Source organism: Ruegeria sp. BHSC026 (genome assembly GCF_059613065.1).
The window spans coordinates 1-22610 of the sequence record NZ_JBXWRV010000004.1 but is presented as its reverse complement, the minus strand read 5'-3'; the positions used below and the strand labels follow the sequence as shown (position 1 = coordinate 22610).

Annotated in this window: 22 protein-coding genes; 6 read left to right on the top strand and 16 right to left on the bottom strand. The window is 64.3% G+C overall.

Annotated elements, in window-relative coordinates; translation table 11 throughout:
* The first annotated feature begins 130 nt into the window (after nucleotides 1-130).
* The gene (gene pncB / locus AC2FME_RS06325; protein WP_496799944.1) at nucleotides 131-1423 is read left to right on the top strand and encodes a nicotinate phosphoribosyltransferase; all 1293 of its coding nucleotides are present in this window, start codon (nucleotides 131-133) and stop codon (nucleotides 1421-1423) included.
* A gap of 6 nt (nucleotides 1424-1429) precedes the next feature.
* Here the strand turns inward: pncB and AC2FME_RS06320 are convergent, their stop codons facing one another.
* From AC2FME_RS06320 to AC2FME_RS06295, 6 genes are all read right to left on the bottom strand, one after another.
* Nucleotides 1430-2875, bottom strand: a complete 1446-nt coding sequence (locus AC2FME_RS06320; protein ID WP_496799943.1) for an aldehyde dehydrogenase family protein — start codon at nucleotides 2873-2875, stop codon at nucleotides 1430-1432.
* 34 nt (nucleotides 2876-2909) lie between these two features.
* Nucleotides 2910-4508: an ABC transporter ATP-binding protein gene (locus tag AC2FME_RS06315; protein ID WP_496799942.1), complete on the bottom strand. Its 1599-nt coding sequence runs from the start codon at nucleotides 4506-4508 to the stop codon at nucleotides 2910-2912.
* Nucleotides 4505-5320, bottom strand: coding sequence for an ABC transporter permease (locus AC2FME_RS06310; RefSeq protein ID WP_496799941.1), 816 nt, complete (start codon nucleotides 5318-5320; stop codon nucleotides 4505-4507). The genes AC2FME_RS06315 and AC2FME_RS06310 overlap by 4 nt, the downstream gene beginning before the upstream one ends.
* The gene (locus AC2FME_RS06305; protein WP_496800109.1) at nucleotides 5317-6264 is read right to left on the bottom strand and encodes an ABC transporter permease; all 948 of its coding nucleotides are present in this window, start codon (nucleotides 6262-6264) and stop codon (nucleotides 5317-5319) included. The genes AC2FME_RS06310 and AC2FME_RS06305 overlap by 4 nt, the downstream gene beginning before the upstream one ends.
* A gap of 40 nt (nucleotides 6265-6304) precedes the next feature.
* On the bottom strand, nucleotides 6305-7387 hold the full coding sequence (locus AC2FME_RS06300) for a ligand-gated ion channel (RefSeq protein ID WP_496799940.1): 1083 nt from the start codon (nucleotides 7385-7387) through the stop codon (nucleotides 6305-6307).
* Between the two features lie 61 nt (nucleotides 7388-7448).
* A complete protein-coding gene (locus AC2FME_RS06295; RefSeq protein ID WP_496799939.1) occupies nucleotides 7449-8936 on the bottom strand; it encodes an ABC transporter substrate-binding protein in 1488 nt (495 codons plus the stop codon).
* 172 nt (nucleotides 8937-9108) lie between these two features.
* On the opposite strand from AC2FME_RS06295, the gene panB reads away from it, so the two are divergent.
* From panB to glpK, 3 genes are all read left to right on the top strand, one after another.
* Nucleotides 9109-9948, top strand: a complete 840-nt coding sequence (gene panB, locus AC2FME_RS06290; protein ID WP_496680030.1) for a 3-methyl-2-oxobutanoate hydroxymethyltransferase — start codon at nucleotides 9109-9111, stop codon at nucleotides 9946-9948.
* Nucleotides 9945-10796 (top strand): pantoate--beta-alanine ligase, encoded by an 852-nt coding sequence (gene panC, locus AC2FME_RS06285; protein ID WP_496799938.1) that lies wholly within the window; start codon nucleotides 9945-9947, stop codon nucleotides 10794-10796. Before panB ends, panC begins: the two co-directional genes overlap by 4 nt.
* 71 nt (nucleotides 10797-10867) lie before the next feature.
* Nucleotides 10868-12346, top strand: coding sequence for a glycerol kinase GlpK (gene glpK, locus AC2FME_RS06280; protein ID WP_496799937.1), 1479 nt, complete (start codon nucleotides 10868-10870; stop codon nucleotides 12344-12346).
* 28 nt (nucleotides 12347-12374) lie between these two features.
* Here the strand turns inward: glpK and smpB are convergent, their stop codons facing one another.
* From smpB to AC2FME_RS06230, 10 genes are all read right to left on the bottom strand, one after another.
* Nucleotides 12375-12857: an SsrA-binding protein SmpB gene (gene smpB / locus AC2FME_RS06275; RefSeq protein WP_496799936.1), complete on the bottom strand. Its 483-nt coding sequence runs from the start codon at nucleotides 12855-12857 to the stop codon at nucleotides 12375-12377.
* A gap of 47 nt (nucleotides 12858-12904) precedes the next feature.
* Nucleotides 12905-13447, bottom strand: coding sequence for an isopentenyl-diphosphate Delta-isomerase (gene idi / locus AC2FME_RS06270; protein WP_093964071.1), 543 nt, complete (start codon nucleotides 13445-13447; stop codon nucleotides 12905-12907).
* Nucleotides 13448-13634: 187 nt separating this feature from the next.
* Complete coding sequence (locus tag AC2FME_RS06265; protein WP_496689530.1) at nucleotides 13635-14048, bottom strand: c-type cytochrome; 414 nt, start codon at nucleotides 14046-14048, stop codon at nucleotides 13635-13637.
* Nucleotides 14049-14159: 111 nt separating this feature from the next.
* Nucleotides 14160-15173: a P1 family peptidase gene (locus AC2FME_RS06260; RefSeq protein WP_496799935.1), complete on the bottom strand. Its 1014-nt coding sequence runs from the start codon at nucleotides 15171-15173 to the stop codon at nucleotides 14160-14162.
* Nucleotides 15174-15254: 81 nt separating this feature from the next.
* Nucleotides 15255-16001 carry an SDR family oxidoreductase gene (locus tag AC2FME_RS06255; protein ID WP_496799934.1) on the bottom strand — a complete coding sequence of 249 codons (747 nt, stop codon included), beginning with the start codon at nucleotides 15999-16001 and terminating at the stop codon, nucleotides 15255-15257.
* A 60-nt stretch (nucleotides 16002-16061) separates the two neighbouring features.
* Entirely contained in the window at nucleotides 16062-16481 is a 420-nt protein-coding gene (arfB, locus tag AC2FME_RS06250) for an alternative ribosome rescue aminoacyl-tRNA hydrolase ArfB (protein WP_005980088.1), read from the bottom strand.
* 264 nt (nucleotides 16482-16745) lie between these two features.
* Complete coding sequence (locus AC2FME_RS06245) at nucleotides 16746-17393, bottom strand: queuosine precursor transporter (RefSeq protein WP_496799933.1); 648 nt, start codon at nucleotides 17391-17393, stop codon at nucleotides 16746-16748.
* A 91-nt stretch (nucleotides 17394-17484) separates the two neighbouring features.
* A complete protein-coding gene (locus AC2FME_RS06240) occupies nucleotides 17485-18369 on the bottom strand; it encodes an esterase-like activity of phytase family protein (RefSeq protein WP_496799932.1) in 885 nt (294 codons plus the stop codon).
* On the bottom strand, nucleotides 18342-19205 hold the full coding sequence (gene mepA / locus AC2FME_RS06235) for a penicillin-insensitive murein endopeptidase (protein WP_496799931.1): 864 nt from the start codon (nucleotides 19203-19205) through the stop codon (nucleotides 18342-18344). The genes AC2FME_RS06240 and mepA overlap by 28 nt, the downstream gene beginning before the upstream one ends.
* Nucleotides 19202-20569: an MFS transporter gene (locus tag AC2FME_RS06230; RefSeq protein WP_496799930.1), complete on the bottom strand. Its 1368-nt coding sequence runs from the start codon at nucleotides 20567-20569 to the stop codon at nucleotides 19202-19204. The genes mepA and AC2FME_RS06230 overlap by 4 nt, the downstream gene beginning before the upstream one ends.
* A 131-nt stretch (nucleotides 20570-20700) precedes the next feature.
* Here AC2FME_RS06230 and AC2FME_RS06225 point away from each other — a divergent pair, with 131 nt between their 5' ends.
* Nucleotides 20701-20988 (top strand): YggT family protein, encoded by a 288-nt coding sequence (locus AC2FME_RS06225; RefSeq protein ID WP_005980077.1) that lies wholly within the window; start codon nucleotides 20701-20703, stop codon nucleotides 20986-20988.
* Between the two features lie 76 nt (nucleotides 20989-21064).
* Nucleotides 21065-22610, top strand: a 1546-nt coding sequence (locus AC2FME_RS06220; protein WP_496799929.1) for a RecQ family ATP-dependent DNA helicase, incomplete at its 3' end; no start/stop codon positions are given.

Here is a 22610-nt window from a genome sequence, read left to right as displayed (position 1 = left end):
CTCACTAGATCGCGAAAGGATCGGACTTTATGCCCGGATTGTGACCTGTCCTTGGCATTGTTAACAGATCCGGGACTCTTGCCAATCACCGCACCGATTGATCTAACAACGGAAATGGCAGGAGCTCCCCATGGTCGACATCGCGACCCGTGTCTACAATCACAAATGGAAGATCGACCCGATCGTGCGGTCATTGATCGACACGGATTTCTACAAACTGCTGATGTGCCAGTCAGTGTTTCGCAACAAGCCCCAAACGACGGTCGTGTTTTCTCTGATCAACCGGTCGAATCACGTTCCGCTGGCCAAGCTGATCGACGAGGGCGAGCTGCGCGAACAGCTCGATCATATCCGCTCGCTCAGCCTCAGCCGGGGTGAAAGCACTTGGCTGCGGGGCAACACCTTCTACGGCAAGCGCCAGATGTTCCGCCCCGATTTCATGGAATGGTTCGAGAATCTGCGCCTGCCGCCCTATCACCTCGAACGCCGCGGCGATCAGTACGAGCTGACCTTCGAGGGCAAATGGCACGAGGTCATGCTGTGGGAGATTCCGGCCCTGGCGGTGCTGATGGAGCTCCGCTCACGCGCGGTGCTGAACGACATGCGCCGGTTCGAGTTGCAGGTTCTTTATGCCCGCGCCATGACCCGCGTCTGGGAAAAGATCGAAAAACTGCGCGCGATCGAAGGCCTCAGCATCGCCGATTTCGGCACCCGACGGCGGCATTCCTTCCTGTGGCAGGACTGGTGCGTGCAGGCGATGATCGAGGGGCTGGGCCCGGCTTTCACGGGAACGTCGAACTGCCTGATCGCCATGCGGCGCGAGGTCGAGGCGATCGGCACCAATGCGCATGAACTGCCGATGGTCTATTCGGCGCTGGCCGAAACCGACGAAGAACTGGCCCGCGCGCCCTATGACGTGCTGAGCGACTGGCATGACGAACATGACGGCAACCTGCGGATCATCCTGCCCGACACCTATGGCACCAAGGGGTTTCTGGACCGCGCACCCGACTGGCTGGCCGGCTGGACCGGCATCCGCATTGACAGCGGCGATCCGGCCAGAGGCGCCGAGATCGCCATAAACTGGTGGAAATCGCGCGGCGAGGATCCAAGCCAGAAGCGGATCATTTTCTCGGACGGGCTCGATGTGGACAAGATCCGCGAATTGCAGGGCCAATTCGCGGGTCGGGTGAAGGTCTCGTTCGGGTGGGGCACCTTGCTGACCAACGATTTCCGCGGTCTGGTGCCGGGGGATGCGCTGGCGCCGTTCTCGCTGGTGTGCAAGGCAGTCTCGGCCAATGGGCGGCCGACGGTGAAACTGTCCGACAACCCCGAAAAGGCGATGGGGCCGAAAGACGAAATCGAGCGTTACAAGCGCGTCTTTGGCGTGGGCGAACAAGAGGCGATCGAAGTGATCGTCTAGCCCGGCTCAGCCGTGATGGGCGGCTACGGTTTTCAGCTGGGAAAAACCGTACAGCGCCTCGAACCCCTTTTCGCGGCCATGGCCCGATTTTCCGACCCCGCCGAACGGCAGCTCGACCCCGCCGCCCGCGCCGTAATTGTTGATGAACACCTGCCCCGCGCGCAGCCGTTTGGCCAGCCGCATCTGCCGCGCGCCATCCCGCGTCCAGACCCCGGCCACCAGCCCATAGTCGGTGCCGTTGGCGATTCGAATGGCCTGTTCCTCGGTGTCGAAAGGGATCAGAACCTGCACCGGGCCAAAGATTTCCTGCTGCGCCAGCGGATGATCGGGCCGCACGTCACCAAACAGCGTTGGGCGCACATAGGCCCCGCCCGGCGGCGCGTGATCCACGATCCGGCCCTGTGCGGCGATCTCAAGATCGCCCCCCTGCGCCAGAAAGCCGGTCACGATCTGCTTCTGCCGATCCGAAATCAGCGGCCCGACGCACAGATCCTCGGTCGCGGGGCCGACGGTCAGGTCGGCATAGGCGGCGGCCATGCGCGCCTTGACCTCGGCATAGACGCCGCGCTGAACCAAAACACGCGACCCGGCCGAGCAGGTCTGACCCGCGTTCTGGATGCCCGCATTCACCAGAAACGGCAACGCGGCCTCCAGATCGGCATCATCGAACACCAGTTGCGGAGATTTCCCGCCCAGTTCCAGCGTCACCGGCACCACATTGCGTCCGGCCGCCTGCTGCACCAGCGCGCCCGTCGCCACGGATCCGGTGAACGAGATATGATGCACACCCGGATGCGCCGACAGGGCCGCGCCCGCCTCGGCCCCGATGCCGGGAACCACGTTCAACGCCCCGGGCGGCAGCCCGGCCTCGGTTGCCAGATGGGCAAAGGCCAGCGCGGTAAGACAGGCCTCTTCCGCCGGTTTCAGAACGCAGGCATTGCCCATGGCCAGCGCCGCCCCGACCGAGCGGCCGATGATTTGCATCGGGTAGTTCCAAGGCACGATATGGCCGGTCACCCCGTGCGGCTCACGCAGGGTATAGACGGTGTAGCCGTCGAGATAGGGGATGGTCTCGCCCATCACCTTGTCCGCCGCACCGCCGTAGAACTCGCAATAGCGCGCCAGCGCCAGAGCGTCGGCGCGCGCCTGGGTCAGCGGTTTTCCAACATCCAACGCTTCGAGCAGCGCAAGCTCCTCGATCCTGTCCTGCACCAACTGTCCAAGACGGGTCAGGATGCGGCCCCGCTCCAGCGCGGTCATCCGGCCCCAGTCGCCGTCCAGCGCGGCCTGCGCGGCCTGCACGGCGGCATCGATCTGCGGCGCCCCACCGCGCGCAATTCGGCCGAGCGGCGTGCCGTCGGACGGGTTGGTCAGATCAAGCGTGTCATCGCTCGCGACCCAATAGCCGCCGATCAGGCACAAGGTAGAATCAAACCAGATGGGATTTTGCATATCTGCCTCCAAAACAGGCTCTAACAAAGAGGTTTCATGCTGCGCCTTGCCCGAGATCGGGCAATTTCGGCACGGCTTGGATCAGGGTTTGCGTATAGGGGTGCTGCGGGTCCGAGAACACGCGCTCGGTCTCACCCTGCTCGACGATCCGACCCGACTGCATCACCATCACCCGGTCGGTAATGGTGCGCACCACGCTCAGGTCATGGCTGATGAACAGGTAGGTCAGGTCATAGGTCGCACACAGCTCGGCCAGCAGGTCGAGGATCCGTGCCCGGACCGAGACATCCAGCGCCGAGACGGCCTCGTCGAACAAGATCAGCTCGGGCCGGATAATCAGCGCGCGGGCGATGGCGATGCGCTGGCGCTGCCCGCCCGAGAATTCGTGGATGTATTTCCACGCATCGTCGGGCGACAGGCCCACGGCGGTCAGCATCTCGGCGATGCGATCCTGCCGTTCCGACCCGGTGGGCGGGGTTTCCAGCAGGTGAAAAGGTTCGGTGATCAGGCGGGCAACCCGGTGCCGGGGGTTGAAGCTGCCGAACGGGTCCTGGAACACCACCTGCATCTTGCGGCGCACGGCCAGGTTGGGTTTGTGCCCGGTGAACACCGGCTGGCCGTCCAGCAGAATTTGCCCGCCCTGCACCTCCTCGAGCCCTAAAATGGCCCGCGTTAGAGTCGATTTTCCGCAACCGGACTCGCCCACAAGCCCAAGGCGTTCGCCCCTATTCAGCGTGAAACTCACATTGTCCACGGCGCGATGATGGCCGGGCTTTTCGAACAGCCGCACACGCGGCAGGCGATAGTCGCGCACCACCTCCGAGACCGAAAGCAGAGGCGCCGGGGCCGCCGGGGCGGGCAGTTCGACTTGGTGGTTCGAGGCGTCGAACAGCATCCGCGTGTAGGGATGCTGCATGTTGGTCAGCAGCTGACCCGTAGGCCCGGCCTCGACCACTTCGCCGTTGCGCATCACCACGATCCGGTCGGCCATGTCCGCCACCACCGCCAGATCATGGGTGATCATCAACAGGCCCATGCCGTATTCCGTGACCAGACCCTTGAGCAGATCGAGGATCTGCGCCTGCGTGGTCACGTCCAGCGCCGTCGTCGGCTCGTCCGCGATCAGCAGCCGGGGGCGCAGCGCGATGGCCATGGCGATCACCACCCGCTGTCGCTGCCCGCCCGACAACTCGTGCGGGTAGCGGTCCAGCGGGAACCTCTCGGGCGGCAGGCCGACGCGGGTCAAAACCTCGCGAGCACGGGCCTCGGCCTGATCGGGCGGCATCGCCTTGTGGATCAGGATGGTCTCCATCACCTGCGCCCCGATGGTCTGGACCGGGTTGAGCGCCGTCATCGGCTCCTGGAACACCATGCCGATCGCCGCCCCGCGCAGGGCGCACATCTCGGCCTCGGGCAGGCCCAGCAGGTCCTGCCCGTCCAGTCGCAGCGCCCCCGATATCCGCGCCCCGTTGGGCAAAAGCTGCATCACCGCCAGCGCCGTCATCGACTTGCCCGAACCGCTCTCGCCGGTGACGGCCACGATCTGTCCGGGATCGACGGACAGGCTTACGTCCTTGAGGATGCCGACGGCGTGGATCGACAGCGACAGGTTATGGATTTCCAGCAAGCTCATGCGCGCGCCACCCGGATGCGGGGGTCGAGCCAGTCGCGCAGCCCGTCACCCATCAGGTTCAGCCCCAGCACCGTGACGATGATCGCCAGCCCCGGAATCAGAGCCAAATGCGGGGCAAAACTGACCATTGTCTGCGCGTCGGCCAGCATCCGGCCCCAGCTGGGCGTGGGAGGCTGCGCGCCCAGACCGACATAGGACAGACCCGCCTCGGCCAGAATACCCAGAGAGAACTGGATGGTGCCCTGCACGATCAACAGGTTGGCGACGTTGGGCAGGATGTGCTCGGCCGAGATCCGCGCCGCGCCCTTGCCCGCGACACGGGCCGCCAGGATAAACTCGCGCTCCCACAGGGACAGGGCCGCGCCGCGGGTGATGCGGGCAAAGACGGGGATGTTGAAGATGCCGATCGCGATGATCGCGTTGATCGCGCCCGCGCCGAAGACGGCGGTGATCAGGATGGCGATGACCAGCGAGGGAAAGGCAAAGACCAGATCGTTGCCGCGCATGATCAGCTCGTCCAGCCAAGACCCCTTGCACGCCGCCGCCGTCAGGCCCAGCGGCACGCCCAGCGCCATGCCGATGCCCACCGCCACCAGCGCCACCGCGATAGAGGTGCGCGCTCCCACCATGATCATCGAGAACAGATCGCGCCCGAAATGATCGGTGCCGAACCAGTGCTGCGCGTTGGGTTGTTGCAGCTTGTCAGGAATGTTCAGTGCGGCGTGGTCATAGGGCGTCCAGACAAAGGACACGAGCGCTGCGAGAACCACCAGAGACGACAGGCATGCGCCGAGGATCAGGTTGCGGCTCATGTGCGGCTCCTCAGCCGGGGATCGACGGCGGCATAGGCCAGATCGACCAGGAAATTGACGGTGATGACCGCGAAGACAAGCAGCATGACCACCGACTCGACCACGATCAGGTCGCGCGACGAGATCGCCTGAAACACCAGCCGCCCGAGACCGGGCAGGTAGAAGACCTGTTCGATGATGATCGCCCCGGCCAGCAGGAAGGAAAACTGCAGCCCGATGATCGTCAGCACCGGGATCAGCGCGTTGCGCACCCCGTGCCGCCACAGCGCCTGACGGCGGCTGAGGCCCTTGGCGCGGGCAGTGCGCATGAAATCCTCGCCCAGTATGTCCAGCAGGGCCGAGCGCATCACCCGCGCCAGGATCGCCGCCTGCGGCAGTGCCAGCGCGATGGCCGGCAGGGTCAGCGAATGCAGGCCGGTCCAGATGCCGTTTTCCCACCCGGCAAAGCCGCCCGCGTTGAACAGGCGCAGATTGATCGCAAAGATCAGCACCAGCATCATCGCGAACCAGAAATTCGGCACCGCGATGCCCAGCTGGGTGGCGCCCATCACCGTGATGTCCCCGGGCCGGCCGCGCCGCGAGGCCGCATAGATGCCCGCCGGAAAGGCGATGGCCGTCGACAGCGTGAGCGCATAGAGCGCCAGCGGCAGAGACACCCACATCCGGTCCGCGATCATGGTCGAAACCGGTGTGCGGTAGGTGTAGGAGGTGCCGAAATCGCCGGTCAGCATCCCGCCGACCCAAGTGAAATAGCGCTCGATCTTGGGCACATCCAGGCCAAGCTCGGCGCGCAAGGCCGCCAGCGTGTCGGGCTGCGCGTTCACCCCCAGCATGAAGGATGCCGGATCGCCGGGTGCCACCTCGATCACCGCGAAGATGACCACCGAGGCGACCGCAAGGCTGAGAACCAGCGAAATCAGGCGTTTGAACGCATAGCGAAGCATCAGTGCCACGTTAGGCGCGGTTTTGCCCTGGGTCCAGCGCCTAAGATGCTAGCAGATAGGCATAAACCGCCCAGCCCACGATCGCGGCATAGCCCAGCGGATAGATCCACTTGATAACGTAATTGTCGAGTTTGCGGGCGAGGTCGTCGCGCCCCGAAATCTTGATCTTTCGCAGCACCACGTTGAAGACAATGATCGCGCCCGTGACCAAAAACATCCACTGCAGGATGAAGTCGACGAAGGTGAGATACCCCAGTTTGGGCAGGTCGGCCGAGATCGCCCAGTTGAAGGCGATGAAAACCAGCAGGTTGGCCCCGGACATCTCGATCCGCTTGCGGTATTCATCCAGAAAAAACAAAGCCCAGCTGACGGTGATCAGAACCAGCATCGGCAGGAAGACCCGGATGATGTAATAGGTCAGGTGCCGCTTGCCTTCGAAGACCAGATCCACCTGGTCGCTGATCCGCCCCGATACGCCGATGACGTGGTTCTTCTCCATCCTGTCGTTGCCAAGGATCCACTCTTCCTCTCCCAGCTGATCCCCCAGCCCCGAAAATTCGCGTAGCGGCACGAAGGACACGAATTCAGACGGCAGGATCGATTCCACCTTGAAGTGGAACTCCTGGGTGTCGAACGGGTATTTCAGAAAGTTGAAATGGGGTGCCTGCAACGTCAGGGACGATTTCTCGACATAGATGACCCGGCCGTCGCTATAGACCGCGGCCACGGATTCGTGGATCCAGCGGTTGGACTGCTGGTTCTGGATGACGAAGACGGGAATGACCGTTCCGATGGAGGTCGCGTAATCGGCAAGCTTCTTTGGATCGACCACCAGAACCTCTCGCCCTCTTTCTTCCGGATCGAAGGCCAGTGCCGGATCTTTCCATTCTCCACGAATGACCACCACGGCGCCATAGTTTTCGGCTTTCTGGTCGACGCCGGTGATCTGGTCGATATGGATGCCGATGCCGACCTGCAAGGGTTCGTCGGGGATTTCCACCTTTGTCGCAAAGCCTTCGGACAACAGATCCTGAGCGCTGGCCGGACCGAGCGAATGGCACAGCCCGGCGAGCAGCAGGGCGAAGTTGAAGATCAAAAGACGCGAAAGGCGCAGAAAATACATGCGGACCACCACTTTGGGGTGAATGCGGAGGCCCGGGCACCCGGGCCTTCTGCCTTTGCGGTCACTCGGACCAGGAAATCGCGGCAAGGTCGGTCGCCGCCGTCGGCGCATTGACCCACAGGCCCTTGACGCCGGCCTTGGCCACGCTCAGCGCCGCCAGCTGGAACAGGTATCCGTTGACGTAATCCTCGGCGATGATCCGCTGCGCCTGCTGCAGCAACTCGGTCCGCTTGGCCTCGTCTGTCGTGGCGTTGAGCGTTTCCATCAGCTTCTGGAACTCGGGATTGTCATACTGGAAATAGTAGTCCGGCCGGGCATAGATGCCGATGTCCATCGGCTCGGTATGGCTGACGATGGTCAGGCCGTAATCCTTGCCCTTAAACGCGCTTTCCAGCCACTGCGCCCATTCGACGTTGATGATCTCGGCCTTGATGCCGACTTCGGCCAGCTGCGCGGCGATGATCTCGCCCCCGCGCCGTGCATAGGAAGGCGGCGGCAGGTGCAGGGTGGTCTCGAACCCGTCCGGGAACCCTGCCTCGGCCAGCAGGGCCTTGGACTGTTCTGGGTCATAAGCCGAGTTGCCGGTCAGGTCGACATAGGCCGGGTGGTGCGGCGCGAAATGGGTGCCGATCGGGGTGCCGTAGCCGAACATCGCGCCGTCGATGATGGCCTGCCGGTCGATGGCATGGGCCAGTGCCTTGCGCACGCGGACATCGTCGAACGGCGGCCGCTTGTTGTTGGTGGACAGGATCGTTTCGCCCTCGGTCGAGCCGACCAGCACCTGGAACCGCGGATCGGCCTCGAATTGCGGCAGGTTTTCGGGGGCCGGGAAGCCGGTGAACACGTCCACGTCCTCGGCCATCACGGCGGCAAAGGCGGCGGTCGGGTCCGAGATGAACTTGAAGGTCGCCTTTTCCAGCGCCGGCTGCTCGCCCCAGTAATCGGGGTTGCGCCGCAAGACGACGCGATCGCCCTGCACCCATTCGGCAAAGGTGTAGGGGCCGGTGCCGATCGGGTTGGTCTTGATGTTCTCGATGCTTTCCGGCGCCACGATCACCGCGTCGCCCCACGCCAGGTTGAACAGGAAATTGCCGTTCGGTTCCGTCAGGGTGATCTTGACGGTCAGCGGGTCCACGGCCTCGACGGACTCGATCCCGGCGAACAGGGCCTTCTGCGCATTGGCGCTGTCCTCGGCGGTGGCGCGGTCGAGGCTGAACTTCACGTCCTCGGCATCCATCGTGGTGCCATCGTGAAAGGTCACGCCATTGTGCAGCTTGAAGGTGTAGGTCTTGCCATCCTCGGAGATGTCCCAGCTTTCGGCCAGCGACGGCACGATCGAGCCATCCCCCATGAAGCGGGTCAGACCCTGGAACACGTTCGCATAGACCACCGAGTCGATGGCCTGCGCGGCGGCGCTGGTCGGGTCCAGATGCGGCGGCTCCAGCTGCATGGCGATGGTGATGTCCGACTGCGCCCAGCCCTGGGTCGCAAACAGGCTGGCGCCCACCGCCAAGGCGGACGCAAAGGCGCGATACCTTGATTTCGTCATGAAAATTCCCTCCCCTATGCTTACGTCGCAGCCCGGTATTTCGCGGCCGCCTGCAATCACTGTTCCCCCAAACCTCAGGTCAATCAAGGAATTGTTGGCGCAACCGGTCTTTGAAAACGGAGACGCTCTCTGCTATGCCGCGCTGCAACATGACTTGTCCACAGGACCCAAGATGAGCGCGACAGCCCGCAAGAAAGCCCCGAACGCTGAGGATATCCGAGCAAGAAAGGGCGGCGAGCCACTGGTCAGCCTGACCGCTTACACGACACCGATGGCACGGCTGATGGATGCCCATTGCGATTTCGTCCTGGTGGGCGACAGCGTCGGCATGGTGCTGCATGGGCTGACCTCGACCCTTGGCGTGACGATGGAGATGATGATCCTGCACGGCCAGGCCGTCGCCCGCGGGCTGGAGAAGGCGATGATGGTCATCGACATGCCTTTTGCCAGCTACGAGGAAGGTCCCGCGCAGGCCTTCCGCAACGCGGCCCGGTTGATGGCCGAAACCGGGGCGGGCGCGGTCAAGCTGGAAGGCGGGGTCGAGATGGCCGAGACCATCCGCTTTCTCGTCAAGCGCGGCATCCCGGTGATGGCGCATGTGGGTCTGACGCCGCAGTCGATCAACACGCTGGGCGGCTACAAGGTGCAGGGCCGCGACGAACAGGCCGAGGCGGTGCTGGCCGACGCCCGCGCCGTGGCCGAGGCCGGGGCGTTTTCCGTCGTGCTCGAGAAGGTTCCGCAGGGACTTGCCGACCGCATCACCGCCGAGGTGCCCATTCCCACCATTGGCATCGGCGCCTCGGCGGGCTGTGACGGTCAGATCCTCGTGGTCGATGACATGCTGGGCTTCTTCACCGCATTCAAGCCGAAATTCGTCAAACGCTATGCCGATCTGGGCCCGCTGGCCGAGGCCGCCATCGCCGAATACGCCGCCGAGGTGCGTGCCCGCACCTTCCCGGCCGCCGAGCATGTGTTTGCCGATCAGGCTCCCGCCAAGGGGGGCAAGGCATGACCGCGCCCATCCTGCGCACCCTGCCGGACCTGCGCGCCATGACCCAGGCCTGGCGCCGGGCAGGCCAGACCATCGGCGTGGTGCCCACCATGGGCGCGCTGCATCAGGGGCACCTGTCGCTGGCTCAGGCGGCGCGGGCCGATTGCGACCGGGTGATCGTGACGATCTTCGTCAACCCCAAACAGTTCAACAATCCCGAGGATCTGGCCAAGTACCCCCGCACCGAGCAGGACGACGCGGCCAAGCTGGCGCCGCTGGGGGTCGACGCGATCTATGTCCCCGACCCAGACCAGATCTATCCCGACGGATTCGCCACCACTGTGTCCGTCGCCGGCCTCACCGACGTGATGGAGGGCGAATTCCGCCCCGGACATTTCGACGGCGTGGCGACCGTCGTGGCGAAACTGTTCCTGCAGACGCAGGCGGACCGAGCCTATTTCGGCGAAAAGGACTATCAGCAGTTGATGGTCGTGCGCCGCATGGCCCGCGATCTGGACATCCCGATCGAAGTGATCGGTTGCCCCACCGTGCGCGAGCCCTCGGGGCTGGCGATGTCCTCACGCAACCTGCGTCTGTCGGACCAGGGGCTGGTGACCGGGGCGCGGATGCATGCGGTGATGCAGGACATGGCCGGGCAACTGGCGCAGGGCGCCGCGTTCGCGGATCTGGTGGGGCCGGCCCGCGACACGCTGCTGGCGGCAGGCTTTTCCGAAGTGGAGTATATCGACCTGCGCTGCGCCGAAACGCTTACGCCGCTGACCGCCGCCACCCGCCCCGCGCGCCTGTTCGCCACCGCTTGGCTGGAGGGCGTGCGCCTAATCGACAATATCGACGTGCCGGTGGCCTGAAACTGGGGTCTGGAACGGCCCTGACCAATCGCCTAATGTCCCCTGAAAATGACGACAGGGGGAGCACGGGCATGACCTATATTCTGGCAATCGATCAAGGCACCACGTCCTCGCGCGCGATCCTGTTCGACGCGCAGATGCAGCGCGTGGGCACCGCACAGCAGGAATTCACCCAGTATTTCCCGCAGGAAGGCTGGGTCGAGCACGACCCCGAGGAAATCTGGGACAGCGTCCTGAACGTCTGCCGGCAGGTGATGGACGAGGTCGGTGCCTCGGCCGACCAGATCGCCGGGATCGGCATCACCAACCAGCGCGAAACCACCGTGGTCTGGGACAAGACGACCGGCAAGGCCATCCACAACGCCATCGTCTGGCAGGACCGCCGCACCGCCGAGATCTGCCGGCGGTTCCGCGACGCGGGCTGCGAGGATGACGTGACCGCCCAAACCGGCCTGCTGCTCGACCCGTATTTCTCGGGCACCAAGGTCAAGTGGATACTGGACACCGTACCCGGCGCGCGCGACCGGGCCGAGGCGGGCGAGCTGCTGTTCGGCACCATCGACAGTTTCCTGATCTGGCGCCTGACCGAGGGCCGCGTCCACGCCACCGACGCCACCAACGCCGCGCGCACCCTGTTGTTCGACATCCACAAGGGCAACTGGAGCGCCGAGATCTGCGATCTTCTGGACGTGCCGCTGTCGATGCTGCCCGAGGTGCACGACTGCGCGGCCGATTTCGGCCAGGCCAGCCTGTTTGGCGGGGCGATCCCGATTCTGGGCGTGGCCGGTGACCAGCAGGCCGCCACGATCGGGCAGGCCTGTTTCCAGCCGGGCATGATGAAATCCACTTATGGCACGGGCTGTTTTGCGCTGCTGAACACCGGCACGCAGACGGTGGAGTCGAAAAACCGCCTGCTGACCACCATCGCCTATCAGCTGGACGGTCAGCGGACCTATGCGCTGGAAGGCTCGATCTTCATCGCGGGCGCGGCGGTGCAGTGGCTGCGCGACGCGCTGCAGATCATCGACTCGGCCCCGCAAAGCGGCGAACTGGCCGCGCAGTCCGACCCCAACCAGCATGTCGTGCTGGTGCCCGCCTTCACCGGGCTGGGTGCGCCCTATTGGAAGCCCGACTGCCGCGGCGCCATGTTCGGTCTGACCCGCAACTCGGGTCGGGCCGAGATCGCACGGGCCACGCTGGAAAGCATCGCCTTCCAGACCCGCGACCTGTGGCACGCGATGCAGGGCGATTGGGGCGCCGACGCGGACGTGATCCTGCGGGTCGATGGCGGGATGAGCGCGTCCGACTGGGCGATGCAGGGTCTGTCGGACATCCTGGGCGCGCCGGTCGACCGGCCGGTGATGCAGGAAACCACGGCGCTGGGCGCGGCCTGGTTGGCGGGGATGAAGGCCGGGGTCTATCCCGATCAGGCCGGATTTGCCGACACCTGGGCGCTGGACCAACGGTTCGAACCGATCCTGCCCGAGGCTGACCGCGAAGCGGCCTATGCGCGCTGGAAACGGGCGGTGCAGGCCACCATGGCGTTCTGATCCACTCTGACCCGCGGCGCAGCCCGGGTCAGCCGTGATCCTTCAGCAGACGCTGTTTCTGGCGCGACCAATCGCGCTTGGCCTGAGTTTCGCGCTTGTCGTGGATCTTCTTGCCCTTGGCGATGCCGATCTTCAGTTTGGCCCGGCCCTTGTGATTGAAATACAGCAACAGCGGCACCAGCGTCATGCCCTTGCGCTGGGTGGCGGCCCACAGGTTCGACAGCTCCTTGCGGGAGACCAGCAACTTGCGCCGGCGGCGCTCGTCGTGCTTGAACGCCTTGGCCTGCTCGTAGGGCGCGATGTAGCTGTTGATCAACCACAGTTCGCCATCCTCGACAGCGGCATAACTTTCGGCGATGTTCGCCCCGCCCGCGCGCAGAGACTTGACCTCGGACCCTTCCAGCACGATGCCGCACTCGATATCCTCTTCGATCGCGTAATCGAAGCGGGCCCGCCGGTTTTCGGCGATCACCTTGTAATTGGGGTCTGTCTTCTGCTTTTGCTTGGCCATGACGCCGTGATGTATGCGGCTTCGTCAGCCCTTGCAAGATGGGCGCGTCAGGATTTGGCCGAGATGATCAGGTCGGGGCCAAAGATCGTGTCAGCGTGGTTGTGCAGGTAGATCTTCAGCCACGGGGTGAACCGTTCGGGATGACGGCGCACTTCGGCCAGCAGATCGTGATAGTCGATCCAGCGGATCTCCATCACCTCGTCGGGATTGGGCTCGATCTTCAGCGGCCCGCGCACATGCGCCAGGAACACGTCTACGACCTCGTTCTCGACCATCCCGTTGCCGACATCCGCATGATATTCCAGCCGGTGCCGGTATTCAGGATACAGCCCGGTGATGCCCAACTCCTCACGCAGACGGCGCACGGCGCAGTCCGAGGAGTTTTCGTCCCAGTCGGGATGGGTGCAACAGGTATTCGCCCACAGGCCGGGCGTGTGATATTTGCCCAGCGCGCGACGCTGCATCAGAATCTCGGTGCCCCGCACGACGAAGACCGAGACCGCCTTGTGCTTGAGCCCCTTTTCGTGGGCTTCCAGCTTGTCCACGGGTGTCAGCTCGCCATGAACCCAAGCCGGGATCATGATTCCCATCTGTCCTCTCCTGATGTGACTGCGTCGCTCTGGCGGCATCGGCGACTGGGCGCGATGCGCTGGTGGGTCGGGCGCAGCGTTGTTGGTCCGCGACGAATCTGGCGATGATCGACGTTTCAATCAAGCGCACGAAAGGCCGCAGGGCTGCGGCCTTTTGTACTTGTTCCGGTTTTTTGGCAAGTGCGGCTTATTCGGCCGAAACGCTTTGCAGATAGGCAAAGACGTCTTCGCCACCCTTTTTCAACTTGAAGGTCATCTTCGACTTGGCCGAGGTTTCACCCAGGTAGTCTTTCAGGAACGCCTTGGGGTCCTGAACATAGCCGACGAAGCTTTCCTCGTCCCAGACCAGGCCTTTTTCACCGGCCGCAACCAGGCTGGCGCCGTATTTGAAGCCTTCCTCGGTGCCGGCGGTACGGCCCGCGATACCATACAGGTTCGGCCCGGTCTTGCCGCCCTTGACGATCGTCTCGCCCTCGGGTGTTGCGATCATGTGGCAGGACTTGCACTTGTTGAAGGTCTTGGCGCCGGCTTCGGCGTCGCCTTCGGCCAGGGCCGGCACGGCCAGCAGGCCGACGATGGCAGTCGCGATGATACGTTTCATTGGCGTTGCTCCGATATGAATTGGCTGCCCTTTAACCAGTATCAAACCCGCGCGAAGTCAATGCGCAATTTGACGCGCGGCGGTGACCTGACGCATTCGAAAGGGCTATTTTCAAGGCGTGTTTTGCAGGTCCGACCAGCACGGCAGAAGGTCGCCCGGCGCCGGTTTCGCATGGTAGACCGCGCGCGCTATAGCGCGGGTCAGGCACAGGGCAGCGGCGTGGCCCAGCAGAGCCAGATCAACATCGGCCGAAGGGGTCCGCCCCGTGCTGACGCCGAACACCAAGTCACCGTCGCCCGGCGTGTGGGCGGGCAGGATGGCGCGGGCGATACCGTCATGGGCGGCCACAGCCATGCGCTGGCACTGCGGTTTGGTCAGGGCCGCATCAGTGGCGACGATGGCGATGGTCGTGTTGGCCTTGTCGGGCGGGGGATGGCCCATTGCCCGGGCCTTGCGGCTGGGCGCGGGAACCCCCAGACCGGACGCCGCATCCGGCCCCAGCCCGCCGAACTCGGCCCCGATCTCGAACGGGGCGGCCCAAAAATGCTGGTCGCCCGGGGTGGTGACGCTGCCCAACGGGTTGGCCGCAACCAGCGCACCCACGGTCACGCCGCCCGGCAAAATCGCCGAGGCCGAGCCCAGCCCGCCCTTGCACATGGCCGTCAGCGCGCCGGTTCCGGCCCCGGCGCTGCCCAGATCGAACGTGTCCGCTGCGGCGTCAAATGCGGCCCGGCCCAAAGCGCGGTACGGGTTTTCACCCCACGCCTTGTCGCCGCCGTTCAGAAGGTCGAACAGAATCGCACCGGGTACGATCGGCACCACGGCCGACCCTACCTGAAACCCACGACCTTGGGCATGCAGCCCGTCCATCACGCCCGAACAGGCATCCAGCCCGAAGGCCGAGCCACCCGAAAGCACGATCGCATCCACCCGATCGACGGTTTTGTCGGCGGCCAGAAGATCGGTCTCGCGCGTGCCGGGGGCGCCCCCCATCACATGCACCGAGGCCCGCAGGGGCTGATCTCCGGTCAGGACGGTGACACCTGATTTCAGGGCCGCGTCCTGTGCGTTGCCCACCAACAGGCCGGGCACGTCGGTGATCAGGTTTCTGGGTCCGGGGGTCATTTGGGTTTGTCCTTTACTGCGGGAAAGCGGGCAGACGCGCTGCCTCCGACGGGGATATTTTTGGCCAGATGAAGGACTGGCTCAGATGCAGCGGCCCCCGTCCACCTCGAGCGCAGTGCCGGTGATCATGCTGGCCTCGTCCGAGCACAGGAAACAGGCGGCGTTGCCCATGTCCTGCGGGGTCGAGAACCGGCCCAACGGGATGGTCGACAGGAACTTGGCGCGAATTTCGGGCGTGTCCTCGCCCATGAAGGATTTCAGCAGGGGCGTTTCCCCCGCTACCGGGCAGATCGCGTTCACGCGGACACCGGAGGCGGCCAGCTCGACCGCCATGGTCTTGGTTGCGGTGATCATCCAGCCCTTGGAGGCGTTGTACCAGTTCAGATTCGGGCGCGGCGACAATCCGGCGGTCGAGGCGACGTTCAGGATCGCCCCCGCCCCGCGCGATTTCATATGTGGCACCAGCGCCCGCGCAGTCAGAAAGACCGACTTCATGTTCACACGATAGACGCGGTCGAAATCTTCTTCGCTGACCTCCTCCAGCGGCGTCGGCAGGTGGGTCACACCGGCATTGTTCACCAGGATGTCCAGATGGCCGTAGAGTCGCAGCGCCGCATCCGCCATCGCTTGGACCGAGTCGCCGTCGGAGACATCCACCTGGCAGTGGTCGGCCAGAGGGCCCAGCGTTGCCGCCATGTGACGCGCGGCATCCCCGTTGATGTCGGCGATCATCACCCGTGCGCCCTCGGTCAGGAATTTCTGCACGATCCCGGCCCCGAACCCGGATGCGCCGCCGGTCACGATTGCGGTTTTTCCCTCCAGCCTCATGGCCTTGCCTCCCTGCCGCCTGTCGCGGTCAGACTAGCAACGGCAGGGAAAGATGCCAGATCAATCTTCCGCCACCTTGCCGCGCAGCGCCTTGACGTCGGACCGGGCCTTTTTCGCCGCCAGCCGGCGCTTGACCGAGCCATAGGTGGGTTTCGTCGCGATCCGCCGCTTGGGTTTGACCAGCGCCTTGCCGATCAGCTCGGCCAGACGGGCGCGGGCGATCTCGCGGTTGCGGGCCTGGCTGCGGGTCTCGTCGCATTGGATGATGATCGCGCCATCCTTGGTCCAGCGCCGCCCGGCCAGCCGTTTCAGCCGCGCCTTGACCGGATCGGGCAGCGAGGGCGAGCGCGCCGCCTCGAAGCGCAGCTCGACCGCGGTCGAGACCTTGTTCACGTTCTGCCCGCCGGGACCCGAGGCGCGGATGAAGCTCTCGGTCATTTCCCAATCGTGCAGGGTGATATCGTCGGTGATGCGCAACATGGGCGCGACCTTACAGGCGCCACCCGGAAACAGAAAGGGCCGCCCCGGCGGGACGGCCCTTCGAAAGTTCAGGAGGTCGGGTCGGTTAGATCAATCGACCAGCCGGAGCGCGCGCTCCGCCAAGGGCTGCCCTAGCAGGCGGTCCCCCCGGTTGTTCCGACACCTCTCTCCAATCTCTTTCTCGACACTGGATCACCTCCTTTTCTATCTGTTGCGGTTGAAAAGAAGCGTGACACAAGATGCGCCATTCTCAAAGCACTTTTTTTACGCAGGCTGTGCAGCGGTCAATCGCGCAACGATCACCTTGAAGGGGATCAGCGCGACCAGGGCCAGCGACAGCTTCACCAGCCAGTCTGCAAAGGCCAGCGTCACCCACAAGGGCGCCTCGGGGCCCGACAGCATGAAGGGCACGGGCTCCCACGCCCAGTTGATGGCCGCATCCGCATCGGCGCCGAAGAAGGTCACCGAGGCCGAGAAGGCGATGGTGAAGAAGATCGCGGTATCCAGCGCCGATCCGACCAGTGTGGATACCAGCGGCGCGCGCCACCAGCGGCCTTCGCGCATGGCGTTGAACACGGTGACGTCGGTCAGCTGCGCGATCAGGAACGCGGTTCCCGAAGCCACGGCGATGCGCAATGGCACGGCAGCGTAGGTGAAACCGTCGCCCTGCAGCATGATCTGGCTGCCGATCAGCGAGCAGATCACGCCGGTGACAAAGCCGGCAAACACGACCTTGCGGGCCGGGCCCACGCCATAGACGCGGTTCATGATGTCGGTGACCAGAAAGGCCAGCGGATAGGTGAAGGCACCCCAGGTCAACAGCCCGTCAAAGATCAGGAACTGGACCAGGATGTTCGAGGCCACGACAATGGCGGCCATGGCAAGAATGCCGGGGAAAAAGTTGCGTTGCATGTTCTGATGCCCGTTTTGACAAGGTAGCGGCGACTTGGCCAAGGGACCGTCCCAAGGCAAGCCGCGCTTCTAGACCCGGTATCGGCCCGTGTCAATCCGGCAGCAGATATCCGACCAGTTCGGTGCGTTGCAGCGCCAGAAAATTATCATCCGAGATCATCGTGGCCCGCATCCGCCCCTGCCCGTCGCGCCAGACGGACAGCCCCTCGAGGTTGTCATGAGTTCCGGTTGCCGTCTGAAACAGGGTTTCTTCGGCCGTGGGTGTATCACCGTCGACCTGCCACCGACGCAGCCGCGACCGGAACCCGATCAGAGCCACCGCGCGTTCCAGCACGTAGAACCGCCCGTCCGGGCCGAAATCGGCGGCCACCGGCAGAAAGCGGCCCCGTTGCGGCAGGACGAAGGGGGTGGACCAGGCGCGCCCGTTCCAGCGATAGACCGGGATGTCGCCATTTGCCGTTCGGCTTTTCTCGGGCAGCGTGTACAGGCGGCCCTGCGCGTCGATGGCCAGACCTTCGAACGAACCGTTCCGCTCCAGCTCGTCGAACTCGGCGGGTCGCGGCAGAACGCGGCCGCGGGCCTTTGGCGTTGCGTAGTGGGCCACGCGATGCACACCTTCGAACGAGATGTAGAAGCTATCGTCGGGCGCCAGCGCCAGCCCCTCGGAATCGCCGACACCGCCGCGCAGCGCCCGCCCGCGGCTGGACTTCAGCGGTTCATGATACACGATGCGCACCCCGGCGATCCGATCGCCATCCCGGTCGAGGCGGGCCGATACCAGCATGGCCCGGTCGCTCAGCACCCAGGCCTGCTGCCCATCCTCCGAGACATGGATGGCAGAGAAACCGCCGAACCAGTCATGGCTGGCGCGCCATGCAAAGCTGCCCAGATATTCGGCCGATTTGACTTCGACCGCCCAGGCGGAACCGGCCAGAAACAGGCTGGCGATCAGTTGGACTGCAAGACGGCAGCGCATTGCTGGGGCAGATCCGCCAGAACATATTCACGCCGTTTCTTCGGTGGTGGCGCGTTGGGGTCGGGCGGCGGAGGGTTCAAGATGTTGCGCACCCACTGTTCGGCCTCGGCGCAGCCGTCGCCCTTGGGAGGCGGATCCTGATTGACGCAACCGCGCGAACCGCGCGGGCAGTTCAGCCGAACGTGGAAGTGATAATGATGCCCCCACCAGGGTCGAATCTTGCGCAGATAGGCGCGGTTGCCGGTCTCGTCGTTGCACATCTGAACCTTGGCACCCGGAAACACGAAAATGCGGGCCACGCGTTTGTCCTTGGCCGCCTCGCGCAGGATGGCGTGGTGCTGTTTTGTCCAGTTGCCATTCACATAAGCGCCGTTCGCGCGGCGCAAGGAGATTGACGAGATATTCTCGCGCGCCTTGCGCGACAGGCGCATGTTGTCACCGGGCAGCATCCAAATGTCGATGTCGAGGCCCAGCTGGTGGCTGCGGTGGCCCGAGGTCATCGGCCCGCCCCGCGGCTGGCTGATATCCCCGATATACAGCCCGTTCCATCCCGGTTGCTTTGCCGCAAAACGGCTGAGGTCCTGCACGAAGTCGATGGATTGCGGATGGCCCCAGTTGCGGTTGCGCGACAGACGCATCGCCTGCCAGGTGGGTCCGGTCTCGGGCAGTTGCACCGATCCGGCCGCGCATCCGCGCGAATAACTGCCGAAAGCGGCCGGTTTTTGTTGCGAACTGTACTTCTGAGCCCCGAACAACTGCTTGGCCAGCGGTTGGGCCCCGGCCGCCCCGGCTAGCGCAATTCCTGCCAAAAATACCAAAAAACGTAATGAAATCATCTGCTCTGATCCCCTTCCGGTTTGACCCAGCGCATTAGGAACAATCCCAGAATAAACAACCCGACGATCGGAGACACCCCCAACCGCGCACTGCCGGTCGCGGTTGTTGCAATTCCGATCATCAATGGCGCCGCAAAAGCGGTGGCGCGGCCCGACAGACCATAAAGACCAAAGCTCTCGACCGGGGCGGTCGGGTCGGTGTGGCGCACCATCAACGACCGGCTGGCCGATTGCAGAATGCCACCCATCCCGCCGATCAGGATGCCGCAGCCAAAGAACACAATGTCCGGCAGGCCCGACCCTTGGGGCAGGGCGATGCCGAAGATCTGCGAACGGTCCATCGACACGATGGTGGTGCAAACCAGGATCAAGACCCAGATCGCAGTCAGGATCACCGGCTTGGGGCCGAATTTCCGGTCCAGCTTGCCGCCGATCCAGGCGAAGACCGCCGAAGCCAGCACGCTGATGATGCCGAAGATGCCGATCTTGATCAGGTCCCACTCCAGCACCAGCCGCGCATAGACGCCGCCGAAACTGTACAGCCCGTTCAGCGCATCCCGGTAGAACATCGATGACCCCAGATAGCTGGCCAGGCTGACCCGGTACCGCAGAGCGGCCACGGATTTTCCCAGCAGGCGCAGCGCTTCGGATACGCTGCCCTTTTTGTCGGCTGCCGGATCGTCGCGAACCCACAGGAAATACGGGACCATGAACAGGATGAACCACCCGGCGGTGAACGGCCCCACAAAGCGCGTGCCCTCGCGCGCGCCGGCGTCCAGCCCGAACAGCGGCTCCATCCCGATCAGCGTCTTGCCGTTGGGCTGCTCGACGAACAGCGCCAGCATGATCGCCAGGGAAATCAGCCCGCCGAAATAGCCGAAGGCAAAGCCCGAGCCCGAGATCTCGCCCACCTCGTTGTCATCACCCAGATCGGGCAATTGCGAGTTGATGAAGATCAGCGCGTATTCCGCCCCCACGAAGCCCAGACCGAAGGCCGACAGCATCAGCCACATGTTCGACCCGTCCGGCAGCGTGAACCACAGCGCCGCAGACCCCACGGCATACATCACGGAAAAGGCAAATATCCATGGGATGCGCCGCCCCGAGACATCGGCCAAGGCCCCCAACAGCGGCGCGCCGAAAGCGATGATCAGCCCGGTGATCGTCAGGCAGTTGGCCCAGACCGTCTGCGCCTGCGCGGCGGCAGCTTCGGCATCCATCCCTGCGGTTGCATAGTATTCAGCCGCAACGCCGGCGAAATAAGGGCCAAAGACAAAGGTCACCAACAGGGTGTGATACGGCTGGCTGGCCCAGTCGAAAAACCACCAGCCCCAGATGCGCCTGCGCTTGGAAATCTCTGCCATCTCTGCCCCTTGCCTGCTTTTGATTTCATAAGACGGGCCTTCGGGCCATTTCGCAAGCGTTCTGTGACTGCGGGCTTGCCTATTGCCGCCCGGGCACTTAGGTCTCAGCCCGTACGGAAAACGAGGTGCCCATGCTGTCGCTGATCCAAATCCTGCTGCTGATCCTGGACATCGTCTGGTTCATCATCCTGGCCCATGTGATCATGAGCTGGCTGATCAACTTCCAGGTCCTGAACCTGCATCAACAGCTGGTCGCCCAGATCTGGTACGGCCTGAACCGCCTGCTCGAGCCGATCTATGGCCCGATCCGCCGCATTCTGCCCAACATGGGCGGTCTGGACTTGACGCCGCTGGTGGTGCTGATCGGGGTCTATGCGCTGCGGATCATCCTCATCAACAACGCGGTCTATTTCTACTGACCTCTTGTTCCCCGATTCCGACTGTGTGATTGTCCGTTCAAGAGCAGTCAAATCTTGAAACAGGGCACCCCCGCACATGTTCGACGCCGCGCCTCTGCTGCGAGATGTCTTTGGATTCGATGAGTTCCGCCCCGGGCAGGAAAAGATCGTCGATGCCGTGACCGCCGGCGAGAACGTGCTGGCGATCATGCCCACCGGGGGCGGCAAATCCCTGTGTTATCAGCTACCTGCCCTGCTGCGCGACGGGGTCACCGTGGTGATCTCGCCGCTGATTGCGCTGATGCGCGACCAGGTGCGCGGGCTGCAAGAGGCCGGTGTCGAGGCTGGTGCGTTGACCTCGGGCAACACGCCCGAGGAAACCGACGCCGTGTGGGAGGCGCTCGAGGCCGGGCGGCTGAAGCTGCTCTACATGGCGCCCGAACGGCTGGCGGCGGGCTCGGCGCTGGGGATGCTGCGGCGGATCAATGTCAGCCTGATCGCCGTGGACGAGGCCCATTGCGTCAGCCAGTGGGGTCATGATTTCCGCCCCGACTACCTGCGGATCGGAGAGCTGCGCCGCGCGCTGGACGTGCCGCTGGCCGCCTTCACCGCCACGGCGGACGCGGAAACGCAAGACGAAATCGTCGAGAAACTGTTCGACGGCAAGCCCCCGCGCAAGTTCCTGCGTGGCTTCGACCGCCCGAACATCCACCTGGCCTTTGCCGCCAAGGACAGCCCGCGCAAGCAGATCCTGGATTTCGCCGATGCCCGCCGGGGCCAGTCGGGCATCGTCTATTGCGGCACCCGCAACAAGACCGAAGTGCTGGCGCAGGCCCTGCGCGAAAAAGGACACAGCGCCTGCCACTATCACGGCGGGATGGAGGCCGAGGACCGCCGCATCGTCGAAACCCGCTTCGCGCGCGAGGACGGGCTGATCGTGGTGGCCACCGTGGCCTTTGGCATGGGCATCGACAAGCCCGACATCCGCTGGGTCGCCCATGCGGACCTGCCGAAATCGATCGAGGCCTATTACCAGGAAATCGGCCGCGCCGGCCGCGACGGCGGGCCGGCCGAGACCCTGACCCTGTTCGGCCCCGACGACATCCGCCTGCGCCGCAGCCAGATCGACGAGGGTCTGGCCCCACCTGAACGCCGCGCCGCCGACCATGCCCGTCTGAACGCGCTGCTGGGTCTGGCCGAGGCGCTGCACTGCCGCCGCCAGACTCTGCTGGGTTATTTCGGGGAACAGGCCGAGCCCTGCGGCAAATGCGACCTGTGCGACAGCCCGCCCGAGCTGTTCGACGGCACCACGCCAGTGCGCATGGCCCTTTCGGCAATCCTGCGTACCGAGGAATGGTTTGGTTCGGGCCACCTGATCGACATCCTCTTGGGCAACGACACCGACAAGATCCGCGCGCGGCGGCATGACGAATTGCCCACCTACGGCATTGGCAAGGACTGGTCGCGCCCGCAATGGCAGGCGATCTTCCGACAGATGATGGGTCACGACCTGGTGCGCCCCGACCCCGAACGCCACGGCGCGCTGCGCATGACCGAGGCTGCCAAGCCGATCCTGAAGGGCGAGGCGCAGATCACCCTGCGCAAGGATACGCTGCGCAAGGCCACCCGGCGGCCCGCGGTCA